Source organism: Pontibacillus chungwhensis BH030062 (assembly GCF_000770675.1).
Lineage (GTDB): Bacteria > Bacillota > Bacilli > Bacillales > BH030062 > Pontibacillus > Pontibacillus chungwhensis.
The window spans coordinates 131,430-152,484 of record NZ_AVBG01000003.1; the positions used below are offsets into that span (position 1 = coordinate 131,430).

Annotated in this window: 25 protein-coding genes; 9 read left to right on the plus strand and 16 right to left on the minus strand. The window is 39.5% G+C overall.

From position 1 onward, the window contains the following. Nucleotides 1-42: 42 nt before the first annotated feature. Nucleotides 43-579 (minus strand): hypothetical protein, encoded by a 537-nt coding sequence (locus N780_RS05365; protein ID WP_036781110.1) that lies wholly within the window; start codon nucleotides 577-579, stop codon nucleotides 43-45. Nucleotides 580-733: 154 nt separating this feature from the next. Here N780_RS05365 and N780_RS05370 point away from each other — a divergent pair, with 154 nt between their 5' ends. From N780_RS05370 to N780_RS05380, 3 genes are all read left to right on the plus strand, one after another. Continuing rightward, the gene (locus N780_RS05370) at nucleotides 734-1,327 is read left to right on the plus strand and encodes a TetR/AcrR family transcriptional regulator (RefSeq protein WP_036781113.1); all 594 of its coding nucleotides are present in this window, start codon (nucleotides 734-736) and stop codon (nucleotides 1,325-1,327) included. After that, nucleotides 1,320-1,757, plus strand: a complete 438-nt coding sequence (locus N780_RS05375) for an OsmC family protein (protein WP_036781116.1) — start codon at nucleotides 1,320-1,322, stop codon at nucleotides 1,755-1,757. The genes N780_RS05370 and N780_RS05375 overlap by 8 nt, the downstream gene beginning before the upstream one ends. A gap of 143 nt (nucleotides 1,758-1,900) precedes the next feature. Beyond that, entirely contained in the window at nucleotides 1,901-2,899 is a 999-nt protein-coding gene (locus N780_RS05380; protein ID WP_036781118.1) for an aldo/keto reductase, read from the plus strand. Nucleotides 2,900-2,964: 65 nt separating this feature from the next. Here the strand turns inward: N780_RS05380 and N780_RS05385 are convergent, their stop codons facing one another. The 6 genes from N780_RS05385 to N780_RS05410 all read right to left on the minus strand — a co-directional run bounded on the left by N780_RS05385 (nucleotide 2,965) and on the right by N780_RS05410 (nucleotide 9,803). Further along, on the minus strand, nucleotides 2,965-4,278 hold the full coding sequence (locus N780_RS05385; protein WP_036781120.1) for a DUF4179 domain-containing protein: 1,314 nt from the start codon (nucleotides 4,276-4,278) through the stop codon (nucleotides 2,965-2,967). Beyond that, nucleotides 4,254-4,784 (minus strand): sigma-70 family RNA polymerase sigma factor, encoded by a 531-nt coding sequence (locus N780_RS05390; protein ID WP_036781123.1) that lies wholly within the window; start codon nucleotides 4,782-4,784, stop codon nucleotides 4,254-4,256. The genes N780_RS05385 and N780_RS05390 overlap by 25 nt, the downstream gene beginning before the upstream one ends. Nucleotides 4,785-5,167: 383 nt before the next feature. Next, a complete protein-coding gene (locus tag N780_RS05395; protein WP_036781125.1) occupies nucleotides 5,168-6,313 on the minus strand; it encodes an amidohydrolase in 1,146 nt (381 codons plus the stop codon). Nucleotides 6,314-6,503: 190 nt separating this feature from the next. Further along, nucleotides 6,504-7,838 (minus strand): FAD-dependent oxidoreductase, encoded by a 1,335-nt coding sequence (locus tag N780_RS05400; protein ID WP_036781128.1) that lies wholly within the window; start codon nucleotides 7,836-7,838, stop codon nucleotides 6,504-6,506. Between the two features lie 145 nt (nucleotides 7,839-7,983). Then, a complete protein-coding gene (locus tag N780_RS05405; protein ID WP_036781130.1) occupies nucleotides 7,984-9,003 on the minus strand; it encodes an NADP-dependent oxidoreductase in 1,020 nt (339 codons plus the stop codon). Nucleotides 9,004-9,272: 269 nt separating this feature from the next. After that, nucleotides 9,273-9,803: a DNA topology modulation protein gene (locus N780_RS05410; RefSeq protein WP_036781132.1), complete on the minus strand. Its 531-nt coding sequence runs from the start codon at nucleotides 9,801-9,803 to the stop codon at nucleotides 9,273-9,275. Between the two features lie 185 nt (nucleotides 9,804-9,988). Between N780_RS05410 and N780_RS05415 the strand changes: the two genes are divergently transcribed. The 3 genes from N780_RS05415 (at nucleotide 9,989) to N780_RS05425 (ending at nucleotide 12,146) form a co-directional block, all read left to right on the plus strand. Then, nucleotides 9,989-10,870, plus strand: a complete 882-nt coding sequence (locus tag N780_RS05415; RefSeq protein WP_036781133.1) for a LysR family transcriptional regulator — start codon at nucleotides 9,989-9,991, stop codon at nucleotides 10,868-10,870. A 170-nt stretch (nucleotides 10,871-11,040) separates the two neighbouring features. After that, a complete protein-coding gene (locus N780_RS05420; protein ID WP_084599362.1) occupies nucleotides 11,041-11,466 on the plus strand; it encodes a CidA/LrgA family protein in 426 nt (141 codons plus the stop codon). Next, nucleotides 11,463-12,146, plus strand: a complete 684-nt coding sequence (locus tag N780_RS05425) for an LrgB family protein (RefSeq protein ID WP_036781134.1) — start codon at nucleotides 11,463-11,465, stop codon at nucleotides 12,144-12,146. Before N780_RS05420 ends, N780_RS05425 begins: the two co-directional genes overlap by 4 nt. Nucleotides 12,147-12,203: 57 nt before the next feature. Here the strand turns inward: N780_RS05425 and N780_RS05430 are convergent, their stop codons facing one another. Further along, complete coding sequence (locus N780_RS05430; RefSeq protein WP_036781137.1) at nucleotides 12,204-13,688, minus strand: BCCT family transporter; 1,485 nt, start codon at nucleotides 13,686-13,688, stop codon at nucleotides 12,204-12,206. A 283-nt stretch (nucleotides 13,689-13,971) separates the two neighbouring features. Here N780_RS05430 and N780_RS05435 point away from each other — a divergent pair, with 283 nt between their 5' ends. Next, the gene (locus N780_RS05435; protein WP_036781140.1) at nucleotides 13,972-14,214 is read left to right on the plus strand and encodes a protein YuzH; all 243 of its coding nucleotides are present in this window, start codon (nucleotides 13,972-13,974) and stop codon (nucleotides 14,212-14,214) included. Between the two features lie 23 nt (nucleotides 14,215-14,237). Here N780_RS05435 and N780_RS05440 read toward each other — a convergent pair whose 3' ends face one another. Genes N780_RS05440 through N780_RS05450 form a run of 3 tightly spaced genes read right to left on the minus strand, consistent with a single transcriptional unit; the run spans nucleotide 14,238 to nucleotide 15,643 of the window. Next, entirely contained in the window at nucleotides 14,238-14,726 is a 489-nt protein-coding gene (locus N780_RS05440) for a YtxH domain-containing protein (RefSeq protein ID WP_052114901.1), read from the minus strand. Between the two features lie 24 nt (nucleotides 14,727-14,750). Further along, complete coding sequence (locus tag N780_RS05445; protein WP_036781142.1) at nucleotides 14,751-15,200, minus strand: DUF948 domain-containing protein; 450 nt, start codon at nucleotides 15,198-15,200, stop codon at nucleotides 14,751-14,753. 23 nt (nucleotides 15,201-15,223) lie between these two features. Continuing rightward, nucleotides 15,224-15,643 carry a DUF948 domain-containing protein gene (locus N780_RS05450; protein WP_036781145.1) on the minus strand — a complete coding sequence of 140 codons (420 nt, stop codon included), beginning with the start codon at nucleotides 15,641-15,643 and terminating at the stop codon, nucleotides 15,224-15,226. Between the two features lie 133 nt (nucleotides 15,644-15,776). Here N780_RS05450 and N780_RS05455 point away from each other — a divergent pair, with 133 nt between their 5' ends. Continuing rightward, a complete protein-coding gene (locus tag N780_RS05455; protein WP_036781147.1) occupies nucleotides 15,777-16,622 on the plus strand; it encodes a YihY/virulence factor BrkB family protein in 846 nt (281 codons plus the stop codon). A gap of 80 nt (nucleotides 16,623-16,702) precedes the next feature. Here N780_RS05455 and N780_RS05460 read toward each other — a convergent pair whose 3' ends face one another. Beyond that, on the minus strand, nucleotides 16,703-17,131 hold the full coding sequence (locus tag N780_RS05460) for a DoxX family protein (RefSeq protein ID WP_036781149.1): 429 nt from the start codon (nucleotides 17,129-17,131) through the stop codon (nucleotides 16,703-16,705). 164 nt (nucleotides 17,132-17,295) lie between these two features. Between N780_RS05460 and N780_RS05465 the strand changes: the two genes are divergently transcribed. Continuing rightward, the gene (locus N780_RS05465) at nucleotides 17,296-17,631 is read left to right on the plus strand and encodes a winged helix-turn-helix transcriptional regulator (RefSeq protein WP_036781153.1); all 336 of its coding nucleotides are present in this window, start codon (nucleotides 17,296-17,298) and stop codon (nucleotides 17,629-17,631) included. A gap of 99 nt (nucleotides 17,632-17,730) precedes the next feature. Here N780_RS05465 and N780_RS05470 read toward each other — a convergent pair whose 3' ends face one another. From N780_RS05470 to N780_RS05485, 4 genes are all read right to left on the minus strand, one after another. Next, complete coding sequence (locus N780_RS05470) at nucleotides 17,731-19,074, minus strand: hypothetical protein (protein WP_036781156.1); 1,344 nt, start codon at nucleotides 19,072-19,074, stop codon at nucleotides 17,731-17,733. Nucleotides 19,075-19,227: 153 nt separating this feature from the next. Further along, the gene (locus N780_RS05475) at nucleotides 19,228-19,542 is read right to left on the minus strand and encodes a hypothetical protein (RefSeq protein WP_052114902.1); all 315 of its coding nucleotides are present in this window, start codon (nucleotides 19,540-19,542) and stop codon (nucleotides 19,228-19,230) included. 99 nt (nucleotides 19,543-19,641) lie between these two features. Next, nucleotides 19,642-20,406, minus strand: coding sequence for an anti-sigma factor (locus N780_RS05480; protein ID WP_036781158.1), 765 nt, complete (start codon nucleotides 20,404-20,406; stop codon nucleotides 19,642-19,644). Further along, nucleotides 20,399-20,968 (minus strand): RNA polymerase sigma factor, encoded by a 570-nt coding sequence (locus N780_RS05485; RefSeq protein ID WP_036781160.1) that lies wholly within the window; start codon nucleotides 20,966-20,968, stop codon nucleotides 20,399-20,401. Before N780_RS05485 ends, N780_RS05480 begins: the two co-directional genes overlap by 8 nt. Nucleotides 20,969-21,055: the final 87 nt, after the last annotated feature.

Below are 21,055 nucleotides of genomic sequence, written 5' to 3' on the forward strand. Positions count from 1 at the left end.
TATAGAAAGCCTTAACGAACAGATCGTTAAGGCGTTTTTCCTCTATTGTAATGAGCTCAGCAATATCTCCCACTCTTGTACAGAAAACGTTTCGTTAGTTGATACAGCATATACATTCGCACCCTTTTCCCAAATCACATAGTCTGCTTTTTCATTTTCAATATTCATATGGAACACTTGTCCATTTACCATGAGTTCTGTCATATCCGTTGATTGTGATGAGATGACTTCATTACTCGCAAATTTCGGTCCTTGTTCAAACGTCATTTTACCATCGGGATAACGTATGAAAGTCTGCCTTGTCAGAAAAGATTCCTCACCTATTTTTTTGTAACCCATACTGATTCGTTCGAAGGAGTCTGGTAGTACATTAAATGTAGAGACGGATGTACCAACTTGCTCCTCAAGTTGTTTAACTGTATCTACGTACGTGATGGCTTCAGGAAAAGCAACGGTCTCCTGAGAAAATGATCCGTCTGGCACAATCACATCTTCAGCACGCATAAGACCAACCCAACTTAGTATAATAAAGAAAAGTAAACACAAAATAAGAACGGATCCTTGAGACACTTTAACCATTGTAGAAACCTCCTCATAAAGCTAGTACTACTCTATTCAATAATAATTGAATTTATGAAAAAGTTTGTATAAGCACAATTATTGTGAACGCCCCCATAATCATGTAATGTATAAGCATACCAACTGGTTGGTTTTGAAAGGAAGGGTTTTCTAAATGAATAAAGGTGCCTTGGCAAAAGAAGAAATTGTATCGGTTGCTGCCGATGTAATCCGATCGAAAGGATACCAATCCACTTCCATAAATGATATTTTGGTCAGTTCTGGAATTGGGAAAGGAAAGTTCTTTCACCATTTTAAAACGAAACATGACCTCGGTATCGCCGTTGTCGATCGCTATATTGACACATGGAAAACGAGAATGATCGAAGAGATTCTTCAAGGAGATTTCCCTGCTAAGACAAGAATTCTTCATATGCTTGAAGAAACCCTTGGGTCTTTCCAAAATTCAAATGTAAAAAAAGGTTGTCCGTTTGGAAATTTAGCAATCGAAATGAGTGAACATGACGCTTCTTTTCGGGAACGAATCGCTTCCTTTTTCCATGAATGGGCTATGGCCCTTAGTGAAACATTAAAAGATGCAAACCTTATCCCCGAAGACCGTGCCTATGATTATGCAGAGCATATCATTAGCTCTATTGAAGGCGCGATCCTCATAGCGAAGGTAAAGCAAACGTCTAAACCGATTGAAAACACTGTTTCGATTTTAAAAAATACACTATTACATCAAAGGAGTATTTCACATGAGTAATGTTCAAATGAGAGTTAAAGCAACGGCAGAAGGTACAAAAGTAGAAGCAAAAGCTAAAAAACATACTATTATTATTGATGAGCCTAAACAGCAAGGTGGAACGGACGAAGGGGCTAATCCACTTGAAACGTTATTAGCTGCATTAGCCGGTTGTGAAAATGCTGTAGCAAACATGGTGGCAAAGGAAATGGACTTTGACTTGCAGGCAATAGAATTCGAAATTCGCGGAGAATTAGACCCTCGAGGTATGATGGGAACAGAAGGCGTACGTCGCCACTTCCAAACTGTGACTGTTAATGCTCAGATTAAAACAAGCGAGTCTGAAGATCGTATTCAAGAATTAAAAGATAAAACAGATGACCGTTGTCCTGTATTCCAAACTTTATACAACGCAGATGTTGATATGATTACAAACTGGACGAAAGCTTAAGTTAGCAAAAGACCTCTCTTTTGACCAAAAGAGAGGTCTTTTTTCATGCATTTGAAAAACCTATTTAAATGATTAGCCCATATAGGAAGCGGGTAAACTTCGCATGAGAGTAGTTAAAGCTACTAACCTATGGAGGTGAAACAATGGAACATATGCAAGTCAGCAATACAGGAATTGAAACTTCACGCATTGGTCTAGGTACATGGGCCATTGGTGGTTGGATGTGGGGTGGAACTGATGAAAACCAATCTATTAAAACGATCCACGCTGCTTTAGATAAAGGCATTAAACTCATTGACACCGCTCCAGTCTATGGTTTCGGTCGTTCTGAAGAAATTGTCGGTAAAGCCGTTCAACAATATGGTGGCCGTGATAATATTACACTAGCAACGAAAGTAGCATTAAACTGGAAAGATGAACAAGTCTTTCGGGATGCGTCTAAACAACGCATCCATAAAGAGATTGACGACTCCTTACGTCGACTTCAGACAGACTATATCGACATTTATCAAGTTCATTGGCCAGATCCTACTGTGCCAATTGAAGAAACAGCTGAGGCACTTTACTACTTATATAAACAAGGTAAAATTCGTGCCATTGGGGTAAGTAACTTCACTCCAGAACAAATGGATACATTCCGTGAAGCCGCCCCAATCCATACGGTACAACCCCCATATAATATGTTTGAGCGAGGTATTGAAGAAAATATTCTGCCGTATGTACAAGAACACGGTCTTCATACGTTACTATACGGAAGCTTATGCCGAGGTTTATTAACAGGAAAGATGACAAAGGATTCCCAATTTAGTGGTGATGACCTTCGTAATAATGACCCTAAATTCCAGCAGCCTCGATATGAACAATACCTAAATGCGGTGACGGAGCTCGACCAATTAGCTCAAGATCGGTACGACAAACGTATTATTCACCTGGCCCTTCGATTTATTTTAGATCAGCCTGGCACTGGGACAGCCTTATGGGGTGGACGAAAGCCAGAACAAATGGACCCTATTGATGATGTAATGGACTTTAAGATCGATGAAGAAACACAAAAAGACATTGACGAAATACTTGTTAAAAACATTAAAGATCCTGTAGGTCCTGAGTTTATGGCTCCTCCTACTAGAAGAGATATCGAATAATTAAATCCCCCGTCTCCTGGCAGACGGGGGATCTTTATGTGTACAATATTCCTAGAAATCTTTCTTCATTGTATATCAAAAGTAACTTCAAAATCACTTAAGTAGCGATGAGAATCCATTTCTGTTGTGTGAAGATAAATGTCTCTCTCAGCAGGGAAATCGTAAAACGTTTGCTTAAATGTGTTGTCATCCACACGTGCTTCAACGCGATTCTCTGTATATCTATTGTTTTCACTGTCCTCTATCCAAAACGTGCTCGCCTGCATGGATTCGTCTTCCCCGTCTACTGTATAGATAATAGTGACATCTCCCTCTTTCCTTTCAACACTCTGTACAGTCAGATTACCCATTTCACCTTGCGAGAGGGTTATAGGTTCACCAGTCCATTTCTTCGTTGTAAAAATTACCGGCTCAACTTCTTCATCCTCCAATGGTATGTTCATAAGGTATGGCTTGATTGTGATTCTTTCAGGAATCTCGTCTCCATAAGGTTCCATATCAAATGTATACTGCCCCTGAACCGTACCATCATGTAACCTAGCAGAACTACTGCTAGCACCTATACCTCTTAATACTCTTCCATTCTCGTCCTCTATTTGAATATCAAAATGCTGTCCATTTTGAATGAGCTTAGAATCTTCTGTTGTAAGTAATTGAAACTGAATTCTCGTAGAAGTTGATGTAAAGCTAAGTGTACTGTAATGCAAATGATTCTCTCCACTTGAAAGGCTTTGGTTAAGTGGAATCACCTTTTCAGTGCCCTTTTTTACTACAGGCAGGTCTACTTGCCACTGCGATCCGTTTGTTTCGCCACTGAGCGTCAGTAAAAACTCATCAGGGAGTTCTTCCGGGGTTCTAATCGACATCGTTTTGCCGTATATTCCTTCTTTCACTTTCTGGCCACCAGCCCCAATTCCATAATCACCTAATGGCTCCCCATCAACTAATACCGTTGGGAATCCTGATAGAATACGTTTGTTTAGGTCATTGGATGTATTAAGATAGCTAATGTAAATACTATTGCCATCGTAAAGGGTTTCAGTAAAAAGGATCGTTTGGCCTCCAATTTCAACTTCCTCACCTGTTGAAACAACTAAGCCTTCTTTTTGTCCGTTCTTCTCACCTAATCCGCCTACCTTCTCCATGACAGAGCCAATAACAGGCATAGTTTTTAGCGAATCTGCGATGGTTGTCGACATTGATGAACTACTAATGACTATGCCTGAAGCCAATACGGCAGCTGAAACAGAATACAACAACTTCTTTCTACCCGTTTTCTTAGTCGGTAAAGAGTGGAACGTTTCTTCGATTCGTTTATCTACTAACTGAGGTAATTCCCTATTTATCTCTTCATCTAGCTGTTGTTCCCACTTTTCCATTGCAGATCCTCCTTAACTTGTAATTGTGCCCGTTTCTTGGCGCGGCGCAGCTTTGTTTTGACCGTATTCTCAGGCATATCCATTACTTCTGCCATCTCTTTTATCGTAAAGTCCCTTATGTAAAATAATTGTAGAACCATTGCATCTTCATGAGATAAATTAGAAAGCAACTCTCTCACTTCAATATTGGCATAGCCATTTTCGAAGCGACTCTCTTCAGGTAACTCTTCTAATTGAATGACTTTTTTCTGTTTTCTTATAATGGCATAGCACTCATTCATCACAATACGAAGCAACCATGTTTTAAAATAATGCGGTTCTTTAAGCGTTCCGATTGAATGGTATGCTTTCAAAATGGCTTCTTGTATAGCATCAGCACAATCTTCGTCTCGCTTCAGAATTGTTTTAGAAACACGGTACATCGTCATTTTATATTCTCTTATTAACGTCTCAAAAGAAGCTTTGTTCCCTTTCCGAGCTCGTTTCACCTCTTTACTTATATTCACAAGGCTTACCCCTTTCTGTGTTCTCATTAGTTAGAGTCACATGATGCACGAAAAGTTTCAGGAGTATTAATTATTTTAGTAATTATTCCATATAAGCACGTTTATGGAAGACTTGTAGTTGAGGTGTTTTACAGGAATGGACCGTTGCGTTAGATGAGTGCTTGGGCTTGCTCGGGGACTACTCGCTTTCCTGCGAGGAGCTGGAAAGCGAGTGGTTTCCAGGCCCACCTTACGCTCAATTAAAATGAACGAAAACATCCTCTCAGTTTCGAGTCTTCAAGTTTACTCCCATACTGTTGAATATAGCAGATATGGTGAGGGATGTATCACACATAAAAGCAGCGTTCCATTTTAAGTGGAACGCTGCTTTTCTTATCAATAGCTTACTGTTGAGTAAAGACCCATTCCCCATTAATCATAGTTTGAACAGGACTGTTCCTGAGATCAAATGGATCACCATCCCATAGGACCAGGTCTGCGTCTTTTCCTTCTTCTAATGATCCTACGCTGTCTTCAACCCCAAGATGCTTAGCTGCGTTATACGTTAGAGCTTGCATAGCAACGGATTCGTCTAAACCGTTTTTCACTCCCATAATCGCGCTTGTAATAAGATGTTCGATTGTTACGACTGGGTGATCGGTTGTAATCGCAAATGGAATGCCCGCATCAGCAAATGCTGTTAGCGTATGCCACCCTCTGTTAGCAAGTTCTACTTTAGACCTTGATGTCATTGTTGGTCCAACAGCTATACTCACATCATCATGTTTAGCAATATAATCTGTAATAAGATGTCCTTCTGTTCCGTGTTCAATCGTTAAGTCTATATTGAACTCTTTCTTAATACGAAGTACCGTTGCGATGTCCTCAGCTCTGTGGGCATGGACCCGAAGGGGCATTTCCTTCTTTAATACTTTAGAGATCTGTTCCATTTCCAAATCGCGAGCTTTGTCCTCTTTTTCTTGAGCTTCTATGTAATTTTGAGCTTCAACGAGCTTTTGCCTTAATATAGCAGCAACGCCCATTCGAGTATTTGGTTTTCTTCCTTTTCCTCCGTGGACACGCTTTGGGTTCTCACCTGTTGCAGCTTTTAGCCCAGAAGGTTCACGTACGACCATTTCATCAACGACTGTCCCTGCTGTTTTGACGATGAGCATTTCCCCACCAATAACGTTCGCGCTACCAGGTAAAACCTGAACGGTTGTGACGCCTCCTTGACGTGCATCTTCAAATCCTTGATCGAATGGATTGATACCGTCGAGTGCTCGGATTTCTGCTGTAGTCGCACTACTTGTTTCATTGAAATCATGCCCCTCAGAACCAATACCTTGCTCGAAGACCCCTAAATGAGTATGAACATCGATCAATCCAGGTGTTATCACTTTCCCCTTTGCATCAATGACCTGAGCAGCCTCGGGAATGGAGACATTCGTCCCAATAGCTTCAATTTTTCCGTTTTTTATTAGTATGGTTGTGTCTTCAAACGTTTCTCCTCTTCCGTTATATCCTGTTACATTTTTAATTACATGCATAATAAATCCCTCTCCTTCTTGTTCTAGTTTACATTAATTCTAGTAGCGAAATAAACAGAAAATTAGCAACAGAAGAATATAGGACCGAGCTAAGCTCAAAAGCGGTAATAAATACAAGTGTTCTCCTCATGAAATACTCAGCTTACAGAAAAAGCGATTCATAAGTTAATTATGAATCGCTCCTTTCTGGTTACGCTCTTCTAGCAGCTTGCTGGATAGGATCCCACACACTATTAAAAGGAGGGGCATAGGACAGATCTAAATCTACGAGTTCATCTACTGTCATGGAGTGATATAAGGCGGTTGCTATTACATCAATCCGTTTATCAACACCTTCTCCTCCAATTATTTGAGCGCCTAATAAGGCACGTGTTTTATCATTGTAGACTAGCTTAACTTTCATTGGATCATCTTTTGAATAATACCCAGCAGCATGAGTAGAATCAATCGTGACGGAGGTATAAGGAAAATGAATCGCTTCAGCTTCATGTTCAGATAACCCAGTTTTACCAAGAGCAGCATCAAAGAACTTGATGATTGAGGAACCTACAATCCCCTTAAATGGTGTAGGGGTATTAATCATGTTTAATCCAGCCACTCTTCCTTGCTTATTAGCATGTGTTCCAAGAGGAATGTAGTCTGGACGCTGTTTCACTCGGTGATACTGGGTGGCACAGTCACCAGCAGCATAAATGTCCTTAATCGTACTTTCCATATAAGCATTCACTTCAATGGCTCCATCGACGCTTGTGAAGATTCCCGTTCCTTGCAAGAAAGATGTATTTGGCGTAACACCGACAGCTACTAAAACGAGATCTGACGGATGTTCTCCTTGGTCGGTCACAACACATCTGACACGACCATTATCATTTGTCTTAAAACCTTCAACCGATTCTTTAAATGTAAGCTTCACATTTTGTTGTTCTGCTTGCTCATGGATCAGCTCACTCATGTCTTCATCGAAAATCTTAGCAAGACGCTCACCACGTTCGATAATTTGTACATTTTTCCCTATATCGCAGAGCGTCTCTGCCATCTCAAGACCAATGTAACCTCCTCCGATAATGGTTACATTTTTCACATCCTCATTTATGTAATTCATTATTTGCTCTACATCAGGAATCGTTTTTAATGTGAAGATCCCTTCAGACTCGATTCCTTCCCATGGAGGGCAATTTGGACTAGCCCCTGTAGCTACAAGAAGTCGATCATAATGATCTTCGAAACCTTCCCCTGTGTGATGATTGGTTCCATATACCATTTTTTTCTCACAATCAACTTTTGTTACTTCATGTAGCGTGTGAGTTTTAATTCCATATTTCTCTTGAAACGTTTCTGGTGTCCTTGCAATAAGGTCATCAGTTGAATCAACGATGCCGTTAATTGTATAAGGCAATCCGCATTGGCCATACGAATAAGTTTCACCTTTCTCATAGGTTACGATTTCATTTCCTTCACTGTTTCGTACAATTTGCATGGCGGCACTCATTCCAGCCGCATCTCCCCCGATAATAATGTATTTCATCGTAACACCTCTCTTTATATCATGTATACTAGTATGTTCCTCTATTACCATTCCCATAAACCCAATGTGGTATAGCTATTTGCATAATTTTGTCTTGATGAACCCTATAAAAACCCTGCTCATTATGAGCAGGGTTAAGAGTGTTTTAGTATTTCGGGTCAGCGATTTTTACTAGTTGTTTTCCTAAGTTTTTCCCTTGGAATAATCCAAAGAATGCATCTGGAATGTTTTCAAAGCCATCTGTGATTGTTTCTTCATATTTAAGCTTACCTTCAGAGAGCCATTTGGCAAGGTCTTGAACACCTTCGCCAAAGCGGTCTGCGTAGTCTCCAACGATAAATGCCTGAAGCTTGGCACGGGATTTGAGTAGCTTGGTTTGAACGCGTGGGCCTAAGTCGCCATCTGTGCGGTTATACGATGATATCGCTCCGCAAAGAGGAATTCTGGCGAAAGAGTTTAAGAGATTAAGAACAGCATCAGAAATCTCTCCACCTACGTTATCAAAGTACACGTCTACACCATTTGGGCACAGCCCTGAGAGCGCTTCTTGAATATCGTCTACTGTTTTATAATTAATTCCTGCATCAAAGCCTAGTTCTTCTGTGATATAGTTTACCTTTTCATCAGAACCGGCAATACCAACTACGTGGGCTCCTTTTAGCTTTGCGATTTGACCAACGATCATACCAACCGCTCCGGCAGCACCTGATACAACAACTGTTTCCCCTTCTTTTGGTTCACCAATATCAAGTAAACCAAAATAAGCTGTTAAGCCTGTCATACCTAATACACCAAGGTATGCAGATAACGGCGCTTGCTCACCGTCTATTTTGCGAACTTGACTAGCAGGTGTTGTATTATAGTAACGCCAACCAAGGAAGCCTGTTACTTTATCTCCCACCGATAATTGATCGTCTTCTGATTCAACGACTTCACCTACAACCGTACCATTAATGGTTTCATTTAAAGGGAAAGGTTGAGTGTAGGATTTCTGGTCACTCATACGACCTCGCATATAAGGGTCAACAGAAATGTATAAGCTTCGAACGACTACTTCTCCTTTTTGGGGAGACTTGATTTCTACATCTTCATAAGTGAAATTTTCATGTGTTGGCATCCCTTCAGGACGCTTAGCTAGAACGATTTGTTGATTCTCTTTTGTCATAGTAAAAATGCTCCTTCCATTTAGCACCTTGAATATTCAAAATAGCAAAATACTGTATCAAAGATCAACTTATTCGACTTTCGACACAATTATTGATATACATAGTGCGTGTATTTAGAGCTTCTTATCCCCTTACATATCATGTCATTCACTAGAAACAAGATTCTTAAACGTTTGAGTTCTTTCACTAGATCTTTGATAGTAGAGGAGGAATATTTCCTGAAACCTATTACGCTAAAATCCTTCTAATTAAAAAAGGGTCACCACTGTTAAGGTGTTGACCCTTGTTTTATAATCTTCACATTCTCCAAAAAACGCTCTGCATCTTTCGTGGTCTTAATGATATGTACTGTCTTATGCAAGGATGCCTTATGAAGTCGCTCTTTCAACTTTGGTCGTTTATCCCGATTAAAGTTCCAAACGTATTTCATAAACTCCCAGTCTAGCTTTTCTTCACAACCTTCTCCCATATCAGGCCTCGTTCTGTTACGATTCAAAGCGTACCGCTTCAAAATGCGATATAAACACACTTCCCTTGGTGGGTCTAGCCAAATAACCGTATCAGCCTTCTCTAAGCGAACAGGAAGGGTGGCCCCAAAGTTTCCATCAATCACCCATGACTCCTGGTTCATAACTTCCTGCTGCATTGATATAAACTCTTCACGCTCTCTCATAACCCAACCAGGTAGCCAAAATAATTGATCTAAATGGTACACCTCTTCATTTAAAACACTCCCTAGATGCTTCGAAAAGGTAGACTTTCCAGCTCCAGGGCACCCCACTACCATCACTCGCTTCATACATCCCCCTCCTCATTGTAATAGTTTACCATATCAAATGGTGTCAGACACCCTTCATTACTTTAGAGTGAGAACGCGTGCCAGACACCCTTTACTGGAGTAAAGGGTGTCTGGCACGCGTTGTTGCTTTACTTCGGTGCAGTGAATAACTATAATGGGTTCATGTTTAGATTAGGGGGAATCGTATGGATAGTCGTCATTTAAGGTATTTCGTAGAAGTGGCCCGTGTTAAGAGTTTCACGAAAGCGTCTCATTCACTTAAACTATCACAGCCAGCATTGAGTAAAATGATTCGAAACCTTGAAGAAGAATTAGACGTTACACTAATTGACCGTTCAAAGAAACAAATTACATTGACAGATTCCGGGGAACTAGTTTACACCCAAGCTCAGCGTGTTCTTGGTATGATGGATGATTTAACGAGTTCCCTTTATGATATGGTACACTTGAAAAAAGGTACGATTGAACTTGGCCTGCCACCATTAATTGGAACGCTTTTCTTCCCTGAACTTATTGCCGGGTTTCGCCAGAAATTCCCTGGTATTTCTATAAAGATCACAGAATATGGTGCTAAAAAAATTGAAAAAATTCTTGAAGAAGGACATGTCGATGTGGCTGTAGCTGTTGCGCCTATAGATGAAACCGTATTTAAAGCTTATCCCTTCAATGAAGAAACAATGGACGTCGTGTTACCAACTAACCATAAATTAGCTCATAAAGATTCGGTTGATCTAGCAGAATTAGCTCATGAAAAGTTCATCCTTTTTCAAGAAGATTTCGCAATGCACGATATCATACAAACCTATTGCCAATCTGTAGGGTTTACACCTGAAATTGAGCTAGAGAGTTCTCAATGGGACTTTATTGTAGAAATGGTGAAAGCTCACATAGGGATTGCGATTATGCCTAAATCCATATGTGAAAAGATTAATTCTACTGAAGTAAAGAATATTCCAGTAGTGAATCCATGCGTTCCTTGGACATTATCCATAATTGTCAAACAAGACCGCTACTTACCTTATGCAGCAAGGGAGTTCATACAATTTATCCATGAATCCAAACTATAACTTTTATTTATAATTCAAATAAGAAATATGTATTTTCATTATGAATATATACGTCATATAATGAATACACGTCAACATCATGGAAAAAACAGCTCCCAACCTGTCTTTTTCATGAAAGGTTCTCCCAAACCTTTGACTCCCAAAAAGCTTCAAAATTCAAAAGATCGTTTATGAAAAGAGCCCTTCCCAAGGCTCTTTTCGTATGTTCAGGGGGTGTAAGCATTTACAAAACGTTTCTAAAGCTAGTCTTACAATTTTTACTCATCAATGTTTTTTTCTTTTTAGGAATAGGCGTCCAGCAGCTTACACAGTTTCCGATACCTGGAAGTATCTTTGGATTACTATTTCTTTTCATAGCCCTATATTTTGGTTGGGTAAAATTAGAATGGGTCGAGGCAGCTGGTAAATGGCTTTTGGCCGAACTTCTATTATTCTTCATTCCTGCAGCAGTTGGGATTGTCCAATATCCTGAAATGGCTGGGTGGAATGGATTCCAGATACTCATTATCATCATGATCAGCACTATTCTAGTGATGGGAGTTACCGGCATTGTAGCCGATTTTCTTTCTAAACGAAGAAAGGAAGATTCAAAATGATTTACCTAATTGCAACGATACTCATTTATATTATGAGTAAACGTATATATAAACAATATCCAAAAGCATATTTAACACCATTACTTGTTGTTCCAGTTGTATTGGTGACAGCACTAATTGTACTCGATATTCCTTTTCAGAACTACGAAAAAGGAACAAGTGTCATCAGTTACTTTTTAGGACCAGCGACTGTCGCGTTTGCAATACCTATTTATAAACACTTTGAGCTAATCAAGAAGTTTATGGTGGAGATCTTATCAAGCATCGTAGCTGGCTCTGTCGTAGCTGTGTTATCGTCATTTTTCTTAGGGTATATCATTCATTTAAGTGGAAGCTTTATGACAAGCATTATACCTAGATCGATCACGACACCCATTGCAATGGAAGTTTCTAAAACAATCGGAGGCGTACCAGCATTAACAGCTGCTTTTGTTGTAGCAACTGGAATAATTGGATCAATTGTAGGCCCCCATGTCATAAGATTATTCTCCTTGACATCCCCAGTTGCTCGCGGTGTTTCTTTCGGAGTGGCTGCACACGGAGCAGGCACCTCGAAAGCATTTGAATTTGGCGATCAGGAAGGAACGTTCTCAAGTCTTTCCATGATTATAGCAGCAGGTGTTACCCTTGTATGGGGGAACACCTGGATCCCTCACTTCCAACATTTATTTATTCAATAATAACAAAGAGGACCAGGTTGCAGTTTATGCAACCTGGTCCTCAATTTTTTAGTTAAACTATTTCTTTCCTTCTTTTAAATCGGCTGAAAATGATTTGAGAAGTCCCCAAACCATAACGAGTAATATCACTGTGAGCGGTAGCCCTGTTATGATTGTTGCGGCTTGAAGACCATCTATTCCACCTGACCACATAAGGATGGCTGCAATAGCTACCATTACAATACCCCATGCGAACTTCACGAAGAATGGCGGATTTAAACTACCATTGTGTGTCTGCATTCCAAGTACGAACGTAGCAGAGTCTGCTGAGGTAACGAAGAATGTAAGAATAAGCAAAACAGATACCCCAGAGAGAATAAAACTAAAGTTCATCTGTTCAAATACATAGAATAGAGCTGTCTCTAAACTTTGTCCAGCCACATCAATTCCCATAATGTGATCATAGTATATACCTGCACTCCCGAAGATGCCAAACCATATAGCACAAACAATTGATGGCGCTATAATGACCGCTACAAGGAATTCGCGAACGGACCGTCCTCTAGATACGCGGGCAATAAATGTACTAACAAACGGTGTCCAAGAAATCCACCATGCCCAGTAGAAGATTGTCCAGTCTTTTACCCATTGGTTATTCTCTTCTTGGAATGGGGAGAACCTCAGACCCATACTAGGGAGGTTCTGTATATAAGACCCAAACGTAGCAGAGAACGTTTCCAACATAAACTGCGTTGGTCCAAGGAATAAAAAGGCGAAGAATAGGGTTACCGCTAAAATTAAGTTCGCATTACTTAAATATCGTATACCCTTTGATAAGCCACTTGCTGCTGAAGTGATAAATAAAACTGTCGTTATGGCCATAATAATTAGCTGTACGCCGAAGTTATTTGGAACATCGAATAAGAAGTTTAACCCCCCATTGATTTGCGATGCACCAATACCAAGTGATATGGCTACCCCAAATAATGTTGCGAATACAGCTATGATGTCTACTACCGTTCCTATTGGACCGTTAGCGCGATCACCAATAACCGGCCTTAATGTGACACTCATTAACCCTGGCATGTCTTTTTTGAATTTATAGTAGGCAAGCGCCAGAGCTACAATGGCGTAGATTGCCCAAGCATGGAATCCCCAGTGCAGGTACGTATAGCGTAAACCTACTTTTGCTGACTCGATTGAATTTGCTTCTCCAAATGGAGGTGTCGAATAGTGGGACACTGGTTCTGATACTCCATAAAACAGGAGTCCTATTCCCATTCCTGCACTAAAGAGCATAGCAAACCAAGTTGATGTACTATATTCAGGTGTTTCTCCTTCTTTACCTAATTTAATCTTACCGTACTTACTAAATGCAATAACAAGAGCAATGACAAAGAAGAATGTAGTAGCGAACTGATAGAACCAACCAAACTGATCAAGCACAAAACTTTTACCCGCACTCATTACATTAAACATTTGCTCAGGAAGGATAGCTCCCCACAGTACGAATGCCACCCCGATTGTTAATGAAATCCAAAACATCTTCGTGAAACTCTTCACGTATTTTCCTCCTCTTTTTAATGGACGCCCCATTATTCTCCGGGCGCAGGAGAGTTTATGTAACTCAGAAACTCTTTTTCCTCTCCCATAGAAACCTTCTACTAACTAATCCCTTTTATATACCTTTTCAAACCTTTACCTTACTAGAACACGTTCCACCGCCTTATTCAGGAAGAAATGATAAAATATCTCTTTTTTCGACTCATTTCGCCCTTTCGCTAGTAATTTATGTTACAATAATGCCCCAGAAATTTCAAATAATTATATGGAATAGGTGAGCATCATGAAATTATTACGTTGGAGTTTCGACCGTAAGAATAGAATTCGAGGATATTTCGACAAGTTCCCAAATTCTACGATCTATTTCAGAAGAATTAAACGATATTATAGTGTATACTCCTTAGACTGGAGCCAGGAAGATCCTATGGTTACAATGAAAGACCGCGAAGAGATGCAACAACTTTTAAATAAAGAGATTGGCAGATTAGAAGCTTATGAAAACAGAAAATCGCGAGAACATTTATAAATGTTCTCGCGATTTATTTTAGCTTATAGTGCTCTGTTATCAGTTGACTGTGGAGTTTGAATAGTTGATGTAGTAGGAGTTGTTTGCTCATCCTCTTCTTCGTAGGAGTTTGTTAACTCTTCTTTTGCTTCCGCTGCTTTTTCACCTACATCCTTTAACTCTTCTCCTGTCTCTTTCACCGTAGAGACAATTTCTTCTGATTCTTCTTTTACATCTTGCATTTGTTTCGCTAAGTCCTTGCCTTGGTCATTAATAATGTTCTGGATTTGATTGACTGCTTCTTTTGTTGCTGAAGCAGTACGTTGAATGCGGTCTACAAGGTCATCTTTTGTACCTTGCGGGTCTTCTTTAACCGTTGATACATAACTGCTTACAGAATCTTTCGTAGAAGAAGACTTCTCTTTAAGTGAGTTGCGCGTGTCACGGTTCATAAGTGTAACCGCTCCACCTACTAAAGCTCCGATTGCCATATAAAATGTAACTTTTCCTAATCCACTTTTTTGATTAGCCATATCCATTCTCCTTTGTTTGATCATTTATTTTTGGTTCGTGTGCTCTAATGCGTCTTTCATTGCTCTTTTACGCTTGGTCAAGAAATAACTAAACGCAATCGCTCCATATAATCCTCGTAGATTTTCTTCATTCACAACGGTTCTACCGTCTTTAGTATTCTTCTTTAACGAAGAAGTCATATCGACTAAAGAAGAGGTTAACTTTCTAGAAGACTCTCCAACATCGCCGATTATGTAAAACAAGGGGCTTAGCGTGCGAATCTTTTCATTTACATCTGCTAATGTATCTTTACTTTGACCTAACACTTCTGCTGTTTGGTTCATTACTCCGTCTAATTGCTCAGGCAATTTCTTTACCGTTTCGTCTACCCCATTCAGTACATGAGCTAAGTTATTTAGGGTACGGGCTACAAAGATCGAAATAATAGCAAAAGCGATCCCAATAATGAGTACTCCAATTCCTACTAACGTCAAACTTACTCACCTTCTTTCCAAATTTAGTGTGTCTCTTGCTTGGTCATCTTCCACTTTTGATAGAGAGACAGAGCTGTCGTCCCCCAGTGATAAGCTTCCGTCATTTTACCGGAGTGATCGGCTGTGTATGACCTAAGCGTACTTGGGACCCCATCAATAGACCGATTTAATTGAATAAGGGAAGAACCTAAACCATGTAAAGATTGAAAAACCGGTTGAAGGGCATCCGTTTTTTCCTTTACATCATCAACAATGTGATGCGTTTCTTGAACCATCTCTTCTGTTTCTTGTGTAATCCCATGAAGCTGTTGCTCCACTTCAGATAATGTGTTCCCTAAATCATTCATTGACCTTGATACTGACGATAATAGTTTCGCAATGTAGATCGACAGTACAGCAAATGAAATGGAAACGATCAGTATTCCAATATAAAGATAAATCATCTTCGCTGTCCTCCCTTCTCTACGTTTTACCACAACACTATCTAATCAAAACACATTCTTTACATCTTGACGATTAAAAAGTTTTCCAAAAGGGGAAGGAATGTACATAAACAAATAAAACGGAGGGTTTTCGTTGAAATCAATCATTAGTTATGTAAAAGAGTTAAAGAACAAGTTTCAAGAAAATAATATCCCCATACTTGCTGCAGCCCAAGCCTATTACTATTTATTAGCAATCGTTCCGCTACTTATACTAATGCTCTCTATTCTTCCATACTTACAGATAGACTCACAACTTGCTATTGAATTTATGGGAAGTATAATACCAGATGAGACGATGAGTATCTTTAAGGAGCAGATCATCAGTCTAGTCGATTCCCCTAAAGGAGGGTTATTAACCGTTGGTATAATTGGTACGCTTTGGTCTGCATCCTCAGGAGTAATGGCATTCATTAATTCAGCGAATCTGGCCTATGAAGTTGAGGAAACAAGATCTTTCATTAAGGTCCGGTTATTATCGATCGTCCTTACATTAGGTATGATTGTAGCCATTGCTGTAGCACTAGTACTGCCTGTGTTTGGTGATCTCATCATTCAAGGAATCAACCAAGCTTTAAATCTCCCTGAACAATCCGTCATTATCTTCCAGTTTTTAAGATGGGCGATTGGGATTGTTGTAATGACAGGAATTTTAATGGCTTTATATCATTTTGCACCGAACAAAAACTATCCATTTAAACACATACTTCCAGGGGCTATGATCACTGCGATCTTATGGCAACTCATTTCCCTTGCTTTCTCCTTCTATGTTAGTAACTTTGGGAATTATTCAGCTACGTACGGTAGTTTAGGTGGGATTATTATTTTATTATTATGGTTCTTCCTAACAGGACTTATCCTTATGATTGGAGCTGAAATAAATGTTCTTTACCATAAGAGGCACAGAAAATCTTCCGCCAATTCTACGTTTTCAGCATAAAAATAGCCCGGTCCTAAATCGTAAACACATGTAAGGATCGGGCTAGCTTTTTATTATTTTTCTTTGTTTTCTACAATTACTTATACTTCCGGACATTTATAACACTCATCTGACTGAAATGTAATATTTTCAATAGCGAAGGGTGTTTTCCCATCTAGTGCAAGGAATCCCGCAATAGATAATAGAGCCAAATCAAGTTCAAACCCCGCTCTTAAGTTGGTGCCTAAAAACCCAATCGGTAGGTTTAGTTGTGTAATAGAAAGTAACATGACCACCGCAATGATCGATGACGTTATTTGAACTTTAAATCCAATCATTAAGAATAGCCCTCCTATTACTTCAATAATACCTATTGAATATAACAAGGACATAGGGATTGTGATCGATTCAAGAGAAATTGATGTGTTACCCATACCGATTTTAAATTTTGTAAGTCCATGTATAAAGACTGTAAATCCTAAAAAGAGGCGTAATAAAAAAATGCCAATTTGATGTCGCTTATGACTCATTCTTCTCATCCTTTCTATAGGAACGTTTTTCACTCAACAAGTTACTTTATGTAACTAATTATAATCATGTAACCTCGATACGACAAGTAATTTGTTTATGGTATGCAATTAGGTTACGGAAAGGTAGAAGTTATGTTACACTATAAACGAAGGAGAGATCGACTGTGGAAGACTCTAGTTTATGTCCGAGATTTGAAAAAGCTGTAGGGATTATTAGCCAGCGTTGGAATGCACTTATTATATACCAATTATTATCTGGCCCTCAGAGAAACCATGAGATTAAAGACGCAATCGGGATCAGCGGCCGTTTATTATCTGAACGGTTGAAAGATTTAGAAGCTGAAGACATCATTCACAGAGAAGTATACGCTGAAACGCCTGTAAGAATTGAATATTCTCTAACAGATAAAGGACATTCTCTTAAACCATTAATGAAAGACATCAAAGCATGGGCGGATGAGTGGATTGATACCCCCACCCATAAACAATGCAAATCCTAATGAAGCTTATTAAAACAAAAGAAAAAGAGAGTGAAATCTTGGCTTAAGATTTTACTCTCTTTTTTAATACCAATTAACTATAGTTAGAAGCCCTTCACCTTACTGATTCTGAGATTGTTTACGAGCAAAGACTGCTGTACCAGCCAGCATTGCTAAAACGGATAAGATAATCCAAGTGAAGTTGTTTGACTGCTCTGCTCCACCCATTCCCGTATCTGGCATTTCTGTAGGCATGTCAGAACTAAATTTCTCTGGATATTGATTTACAAACCCTGAGGATAGGGCTTTTGCTGCTCCGAACATGTGGCCATAAGATTCACGAAGTGTTTCATAGGCCATATCATAATCTTCTTGTGCATACTGATCAAACGTAGTAATCAAGTAGTCAACGTGACTCTGCAGATTCTTCGCTAGAGTTTCAGATTTCAGCTCTCCTTCTGTGGCTTTCTCTAAGAACATGGAGAAATCCTGACGATACTGATCAAGAGCATCTAATGCTTTTTGTTTCATTTCCTCATCATCAGCACCAGTAGCTTTTACATAGTCTACAAAGTGGCCGATATGGTTCGTCCACATTTTCTTAAATTGCTGGCCTGCATCCTCGCCATAAATGGAACTAATGGCTGCTGCAAGATCATCCGTGTTATTGCTTAGAGCTTGTGTAGATGCTTTAAAGTCTTCTGAACCATCAATACCATTTTGCATGGCCATCATAGCTAAACCTGCGTGTTCTGACATTAAGTGATCAAGGTTAGAGCGCAAGTCAGCTGCCGGCGTTACTGCTTTTGTCCCATTAAATTGATCTGGGAATTGATCGACAATGGCGCTTGAAAGGCCTTTACTTACGCCGTACATATGCTCAATTGCTTTACGTTCATATTCATAAGCTTTTTCATAATCTCCAGCTACATAACTATCAAAAGCTCCGATAAGTTGGTTAACGTGCATTTGAAGTCCATCTGCAAGTTTACCTGCTTTTAAGCGTTCCCCTGTTGCTTTTTCTAAAAACTGCGAGAAATCTTTACGATATTCATTTAATTCCTGAAGAGCAGCTTCTTTAGCTTCAGCATCTTCATTCCCTGTCGCTTTCACATAATCTACGAAGTAACCTATATGATCAGACCAGATTTGTTTAAACTGTTTACCTGCTTCTTCCCCATATACAGAAGCGATCGCTTTTGATAGACCCTCTGTGTTACTGCTTAGTGCATTTGCCGAAGCCTCAAAGTCCTCAGCTCCTTCAGCTCCTTTTCTCATCGTTTCAACAGCTAGGTATGCGTGCTCACTTAAAAGGCGATCCAGGGAAGCTCTTAATTCAACAGCTTCTGTCATTACAGTAGGTTTTGCTGGGCTGTGATCATCCGCGCTCACAATACTTGCTGTTGTTGGTAGTAATAATGAGAAACTTAAAGGTACAGTTACAAGTGCTTTTTTCATGTTCATAGACAGATCCACTCCTCTTTGTTTTTGTTTATTCACTAAGCTATCGAGGCGGATCTATATTTGGATCACCTTTTTTTAAAAAAATTTATTCACCGAACTTTTTCAAGTATAGAGAAGGAATATGAAGAAATGAACTATATCACCAAAACCAATTTAGAAAGTCCCTTCCATGAGTGGAGAAAGGACTGTATAGATGGAGAAAACGAAGACCACGTAAAAGGACTTTGATCCTATCCTTCCCTTTAGTAGTTCTTGGCTCTTCCCTTTACTTCGATGAGAGATAATCGAATAAACACAAAACAAAGATAAAGAGATTCCAAACCAAAGCTTCCCTATGTTACCCATATAAGAAATCCCTGCTTGTTCATAAAGATTACTAAGACCATATTCACTAATAAAAAAGCCAAACGCAATAAAGGTCAATAGTTCACCTAACGTAATCAAGTACCCTTTCACTATATCCAACAAGAACACCTCTCCTTTTCCGCTTTTAACTTAATATCACTTTACAATTTATTACAATAAAAAAGAAGACCTGGGCCAATAATGGTTCAGGTCTTCTTTCCTTTAAAGTTTCGAGGACAAAACGATGTCGCCTCGAGGAGTTTCACTTGTGGCGTCAGGCTCTTTCGTAATGGCGATTGTGTCAAAATCCCCTTGATCTTTTAACTTTTCTAGTGAAAAAGCTACTGCTCCTTCACCATTTTGATTGGTCACAAAACTTCCAGCTCTGTGTGGGGTCTCTCCATTAATGAGCCATACTTGATAAACTTCTTCTCCTTGTAACTGGTTCAGCTGTTCCGCTTCTACAACGAGCGTCCTATCTTCTTGTTGTTTAATGATGGAGGCAGAGGCCGTACCATTTTGCTGGCCAGATAAAGTGACTTTCTTCATCACCTCGTCTATGCTTTCCACCACAGGGTCGGTCCCTTCATTCTCTTCATTTAATAAAGTATAAACATTTCCCGACACAGATAATAGTAATCCCGCTGCTAATAACGCTGTCCAAGGTTTTCTAACACGCTTCCCCTGTTTGTGAGTCGTGAGTGATGCTATTTTATCATCTTCATAAGGTTGTTCTACATCTTCAGATACGGTACCCGGTTCAGTTTGTTCTTCCTCGAACACACTACCAAGTACTCGGTTCTTCATGCCTTCAGGTGGGTCTACTGGCTCTGCAGCAAATGGCAGGTCTTTCATGATGCTTTCCATTTCTTCTACTTCTTCGCGACATTCAGAGCACTCTTTTAAATGATCTTCAAATGCACGTTTCTCTTCTTCATTCAGTTCTCCACTTATATAATCAATCAAACGATCACAATGTTCAGGCATCACTCACACCCCCCTTCTCTTCGATGATGGCCAGTTCTTTTTTCAGTCGTTTTAAAGCTAACCTAATGCGGCTCTTTACGGTCCCTAAAGATATATCCAAATTCTCAGCGATCCGCTGTTGTGTCAATCCTTTAAAATAAAATAGCATAATAATTTTCTTCTGTTCTTTGGGAAGTTGCTTCATGGCTTCCCTAATCATACTCCCTCTTTCCTTCCATTCAACCAGATCCTCAACAGAAGGTTCTTTCTCATTTGGTGCATCCCACTCTTCATCTAAAGCATAGTTTTGATTTTCCTTTTTACGTAGTACATCAATAGCTGTATACCTAGCTATCGTAATGATCCATGATGAAAATTTCCCTTTTGTTTCATCGTAGGTAGCCTTTTGTGTCCATATTTTCATAAAAACTTCTTGCATTACTTCCTCTGACATTTCCCTATGCCCACATGTCTTATAGGCAAAGGAGTATAGCAATTTTTCGTATTTATCATAGATCTTTTCGAGGGCATGTTTATCGCCTGTTAAGATCTTCTGATAAAGATCATAGTCCCGCTCCTTCATACCATTCTCCTTTTACGACCATTAATACCCATATCATAGCATACTAAGTGGGATTGATGAGAACACGACAAGATGAGAGTTATTAAG

What these genes read in the sequence shown, in the direction of transcription:
- N780_RS05485 (WP_036781160.1), bottom strand. Translation starts at nt 20,968, where the DNA reads ATGAAGGAGCGGGACTATGATCTTTATCAGAAGATCTTAACAGGCGAT.
- N780_RS05385 (WP_036781120.1), bottom strand. Translation starts at nt 4,278, where the DNA reads ATGGAAAAGTGGGAACAACAGCTAGATGAAGAGATAAATAGGGAATTA.
- N780_RS05395 (WP_036781125.1), bottom strand. Translation starts at nt 6,313, where the DNA reads ATGCATGTAATTAAAAATGTAACAGGATATAACGGAAGAGGAGAAACG.
- N780_RS05410 (WP_036781132.1), bottom strand. Translation starts at nt 9,803, where the DNA reads ATGAAGCGAGTGATGGTAGTGGGGTGCCCTGGAGCTGGAAAGTCTACC.
- N780_RS05425 (WP_036781134.1), top strand. Translation starts at nt 11,463, where the DNA reads ATGATTTACCTAATTGCAACGATACTCATTTATATTATGAGTAAACGT.
- N780_RS05440 (WP_052114901.1), bottom strand. Translation starts at nt 14,726, where the DNA reads ATGGCTAATCAAAAAAGTGGATTAGGAAAAGTTACATTTTATATGGCA.
- N780_RS05370 (WP_036781113.1), top strand. Translation starts at nt 734, where the DNA reads ATGAATAAAGGTGCCTTGGCAAAAGAAGAAATTGTATCGGTTGCTGCC.
- N780_RS05405 (WP_036781130.1), bottom strand. Translation starts at nt 9,003, where the DNA reads ATGACAAAAGAGAATCAACAAATCGTTCTAGCTAAGCGTCCTGAAGGG.
- N780_RS05460 (WP_036781149.1), bottom strand. Translation starts at nt 17,131, where the DNA reads ATGAGTCATAAGCGACATCAAATTGGCATTTTTTTATTACGCCTCTTT.
- N780_RS05400 (WP_036781128.1), bottom strand. Translation starts at nt 7,838, where the DNA reads ATGAAATACATTATTATCGGGGGAGATGCGGCTGGAATGAGTGCCGCC.
- N780_RS05365 (WP_036781110.1), bottom strand. Translation starts at nt 579, where the DNA reads ATGGTTAAAGTGTCTCAAGGATCCGTTCTTATTTTGTGTTTACTTTTC.
- N780_RS05380 (WP_036781118.1), top strand. Translation starts at nt 1,901, where the DNA reads ATGGAACATATGCAAGTCAGCAATACAGGAATTGAAACTTCACGCATT.
- N780_RS05375 (WP_036781116.1), top strand. Translation starts at nt 1,320, where the DNA reads ATGAGTAATGTTCAAATGAGAGTTAAAGCAACGGCAGAAGGTACAAAA.
- N780_RS05470 (WP_036781156.1), bottom strand. Translation starts at nt 19,074, where the DNA reads ATGAACATGAAAAAAGCACTTGTAACTGTACCTTTAAGTTTCTCATTA.
- N780_RS05480 (WP_036781158.1), bottom strand. Translation starts at nt 20,406, where the DNA reads ATGCCTGAACATTGTGATCGTTTGATTGATTATATAAGTGGAGAACTG.
- N780_RS05420 (WP_084599362.1), top strand. Translation starts at nt 11,041, where the DNA reads ATGAAAAGAGCCCTTCCCAAGGCTCTTTTCGTATGTTCAGGGGGTGTA.
- N780_RS05435 (WP_036781140.1), top strand. Translation starts at nt 13,972, where the DNA reads ATGAAATTATTACGTTGGAGTTTCGACCGTAAGAATAGAATTCGAGGA.
- N780_RS05450 (WP_036781145.1), bottom strand. Translation starts at nt 15,643, where the DNA reads ATGATTTATCTTTATATTGGAATACTGATCGTTTCCATTTCATTTGCT.
- N780_RS05415 (WP_036781133.1), top strand. Translation starts at nt 9,989, where the DNA reads ATGGATAGTCGTCATTTAAGGTATTTCGTAGAAGTGGCCCGTGTTAAG.